Origin of the sequence: Desulfocurvus sp. (assembly GCF_023230885.1) — a bacterium.
GTDB lineage: Bacteria > Desulfobacterota > Desulfovibrionia > Desulfovibrionales > Desulfovibrionaceae > Desulfocurvus.
In genome coordinates this window covers 1-3,371 of the sequence record NZ_JALNWM010000268.1, presented here as the reverse complement: position 1 = coordinate 3,371, position 3,371 = coordinate 1, and the positions used below count along the sequence as shown (strand labels likewise).

General features: G+C 73.4%; 6 protein-coding genes. 1 reads left to right on the top strand and 5 read right to left on the bottom strand.

Annotation, left to right across the window (positions count from 1 at the left end):
• The 3 genes from M0P34_RS14480 to M0P34_RS14470 form a co-directional block, all read right to left on the bottom strand.
• Positions 1-162: DUF255 domain-containing protein (locus tag M0P34_RS14480; protein ID WP_291500381.1), on the bottom strand; the 162-nt coding region annotated here is incomplete at its 3' end.
• A gap of 75 nt (positions 163-237) precedes the next feature.
• Positions 238-1,083, bottom strand: a complete 846-nt coding sequence (locus M0P34_RS14475) for an AraC family transcriptional regulator (protein ID WP_291500379.1) — start codon at positions 1,081-1,083, stop codon at positions 238-240.
• Between the two features lie 11 nt (positions 1,084-1,094).
• Positions 1,095-1,493 (bottom strand): cupin domain-containing protein, encoded by a 399-nt coding sequence (locus M0P34_RS14470; RefSeq protein ID WP_291500378.1) that lies wholly within the window; start codon positions 1,491-1,493, stop codon positions 1,095-1,097.
• A gap of 205 nt (positions 1,494-1,698) precedes the next feature.
• Here M0P34_RS14470 and M0P34_RS14465 point away from each other — a divergent pair, with 205 nt between their 5' ends.
• Positions 1,699-1,989 (top strand): hypothetical protein, encoded by a 291-nt coding sequence (locus M0P34_RS14465; protein ID WP_291500376.1) that lies wholly within the window; start codon positions 1,699-1,701, stop codon positions 1,987-1,989.
• Positions 1,990-2,010: 21 nt separating this feature from the next.
• Here the strand turns inward: M0P34_RS14465 and M0P34_RS14460 are convergent, their stop codons facing one another.
• Both M0P34_RS14460 and M0P34_RS14455 read right to left on the bottom strand, forming a co-directional pair.
• Positions 2,011-2,280, bottom strand: a complete 270-nt coding sequence (locus tag M0P34_RS14460) for a hypothetical protein (RefSeq protein WP_291500375.1) — start codon at positions 2,278-2,280, stop codon at positions 2,011-2,013.
• A 181-nt stretch (positions 2,281-2,461) separates the two neighbouring features.
• A complete protein-coding gene (locus tag M0P34_RS14455) occupies positions 2,462-2,671 on the bottom strand; it encodes a hypothetical protein (protein WP_291500373.1) in 210 nt (69 codons plus the stop codon).
• Positions 2,672-3,371 lie beyond the last annotated feature (700 nt).

The window sequence follows — 3,371 nt, the reverse complement described above, 5'->3', positions numbered from 1 at the left end:
GCAGGCGGAGTAGCCGATGGAGATGAACAGGGGCCTGTCATCCCGGCGGGCCTCGGCCAGGGTGGCCTCGCCCCAGGGGCGCCAGTGTACGGGGTTTTCCGCGTGTTGCAGCAGGTAGGGGCTTTTTTCGGCGGCCAGCAGGTTGGCGGCGGGTCGGGTCACGGGGGGGGCCTCCTTGGCGCGAAGTGGGCGGCGGGGCGCCGCTCGTCAGACAATACAGGCTCCCGGGGGGCGCTGTCATCCCCGGTGTCGGGGGTCGCGCCGGGGGACGGCGGGATCGCGCCCCGCGTTGGCGCGGGCATAGCGCCCCGGGGGCACGCCCACCAGGCGCTTGAAGCAGCGGGTGAAGTGGCTCTGGTCCGCAAAGCCGCAGGCCAGGGCCGCCTCGGCCGGGGGCACGCCCCGGTCCAGCAGGGCGCGGGCCTTGCGCACGCGCGCGGCCAGCTGCCACTGGCGCGGCGAGACCCCGGTCTGCGCGGTGAAGGCCCGCTGGAAATGGAAGGGGCTCAGGCAGGCCGTGGCCGCCAGGGTGCCCAGGCTCAGGGGCGCGGCGGGGTCGGCCTCGATGCGCGCCAGGGCGCGGCGCACGGCCTCGCGCTCGGCGCGCACGGGTTCGCCCCGGCGGGCGTGGATTCCCAGCCGCCGGGCCACGGCGTCGGCCAGCTCCTCGCGCCGGGCCAGGGTGTGCGGCGCGGCGGGCAGCAGGGCGAAGAAGGCGTCCAGAGCCCCGGCGGCCCCGGGGTCGTCCAGCAGCGGGCAGGGGAAGGCCGGAGGTGCGCCGTCCAGCCCGTCCAGATACGGGGCCAGGCGCTCCGGGGCCAGGCACAGGACGCGGTAGGAATGGGGGGCGCCGCCGCCCGCGCGGCAGCGGTGCCCCTGGCCTGCGGCCACGGCGAAGAGCCGCCCGGCGGCGATTTCCGTTTCCACGCCCCCCGCCTCCAGCACGCGCACACCCGCATCCACCAGGCCGACGACGTGCGCGCCGTGGACATGCCGCGCGAAGGCGGCCGACAGGCCGCGCCCGGCCACCGCCGTCAGGCCCGGCATGTCGGGCGGATCGTGGAACAGGACCTCCTCGCGCACGGGCCGTCCGCCTATTTCAGCGCCGGGCAGAACTGCGCCAGCAGGAGCAGCCCCGGCTCGCCCGCCGCCACGCTGTGCCGCCGCCCCGGGGGGATGACGGCCAGGTCGCCGGGTGCGTAGGCGATGTCCGCCCCGGCGCAGCGGCAGAGGCCCGCGCCGCCCAGGACCTTGTGCACCTCGGTCTGCCCGGGGTGGTCGTGCTCGCCCAGGGCCGCCCCGGGCGCCACGCGCACCAGGTGGCAGGACAGGGCGCCCCCGGTGTCGGCGCCAAGCACCAGGTGCTTCATGTGTACGCCGGGGAAGGCGGGGTGCGGCTGCCAGGGCAGGGCGGCGGCCTCCAGCCGGGCCGAGGGCAGGGTGATGCGTTCCGGGGCCGTGGGGGCGAACAGGGACAGGTCGTCCAGGGTCATGGTCCTCTCCTTGGGATGAAGGTTTCCCTGGAGGATGCCCCCGGGGGCGGGGCGGCGTCTTGTCCGCTCTTGCGCAACGGGGCGCGGCCGCGAAGGATGCTTTTGACGCGGCGGTGGGTTGCGCGTAGGGTGCTTGACTGGCGCATGGCGCGCTCCCGCGCGCGGCCCTTCGCGCGGCGGGGACCAACCAAAGAAGAGGACTCGCATGACCGAGGACACCGTTATCGACCTGGGCTCCCTGGACGCGGAGGAATTGCTGGGGCGCATGGAGGGCGGGCTTTACGCGCTGCTTTCCTCGTCCGAGGACTACGCCGACCTGTTCAAGGTCGCCGCGGCCCTGGGCATCAAGGATTTCGTGACCGCCAGACTCGGGCACCTGGACAAGGGGCGGCTGCTGGCCCTGTTCGAGGACGGCGAGCAGGCCCTGTCGCTGTTCATCCGCCATGCGGTGGAGAAGGGCCTGCTGGAGCCCGACGACGAGGAGGGGCAGGAGTAGCCCCGCGCGGGTGCCGGGGCGCTAGTCGTCCACCTCGCCCCAGGTGTAGCCCAGGTTTCGCATGCACTGCTCCACCCTGGCCTGCGTGTCCTCGTCGGAGCGCTCCACGGGCGTGTAGGTTCCGTCGGGGGCCTGCTCGTGGGCGGCTTCCCAGAGGCAGTTCTTCTCGTCGATGGCCCAGGCCGAGGGGTGGGTGTCCTTCTTGGACCAGCCCTGGCTCGGGCCGCAGGCGGTCAGCATGAGGGCGGCTGCCAGCAGGGCGGCCGCGGCCAGGGGGCGGGTGCTGTTCATGGCTTCTCCCTTCGGGGTTGGCTGTGCCGCGCGGCGGGGCCGCGCCACGCCTTGGGGTGTGACACAACCGCGCCGCGAGGTCAAAGCCGCCGCCGCGCGGCCGCCGGAAGGCCCCGCCACCGCACAGGAGCGGTGGCGGGGCTTCGTTGTACAAGGCGCCCGGCCCGGCGCTGCGACGGCGTTAGATCATCATCTCGACCATCGTCCCCTTGCCGCTGTAGGCGGCGCCGAGCACGCTGGTCTGGAAGTCGTAGTCGGCGTTGAAGCCGGAAGACGAGTTAGAGTTCATGTAGTCCAGTGTCTTGGATACAACCTGGGCGCCGAATTCCTGCCTGCTCATGCCCGTGCTCACGGTGGTCACGGACATGTCCGAGCCGATGCTGAAATCCATGGGCCTCCCCTCCTTGCCGCTGGCCGAACAAAACGCCTTGTCCCCTTCTTTTCGGCAGGTCTTGAGGGAACTTTAGGCCCGGCGGCGAAAAAAACCGCCCGGGCCGTCCGGGCGTCCGGAAATTCCGGCCCGGCGCGTCCGCGCGTCCGGAGGGGGCCCGAGAATTCTCCCACGCGCGGGCAGTTCGTGCCCGGCGCGTCCGCGCGTCCGGAGGGGGCCCTTGGCCTGGGTGGTCCGCCTGTCCGGCGGGCCCGCGCGCCCGCATGCCCGGGGGCGTCCCGGGGGTGGCGTGTCCCCGTCCTCCCCGCCGCCGTGCGCCTGCGCGCCCGGAGGTGCGCAGGACAATGGAAGGCAGCGCATCAAGGCCTTCCCGCTCCCGCGCGCCCGCGCGTCCTGAGGTGGGACGACAGCGACGCCGGGCAGGGGTCGAGCTTCCCGCTCCCGCGCACCCGCATGCCCGGAGGGCCCGGGCTGCTGGCGCCCGGAGACGGGAACGGCTTCGCACCCCGCGCGCCCGCGCGTCGGGGGAGAAGCACGTCTATGTCTTGCGGACCTGTGACAAGTTCGCGCCCCGCGTGGGGAGTCCGCCCCGGGCCGCCCCTGCCCGGAGCGCCGCCGCCAACATTGAAAAACCCCTGGAAAAAACGCGCCGGATGGCCTATGCAGTATGGCAAGCCTTTCAACCCAATACGGAGGTCCG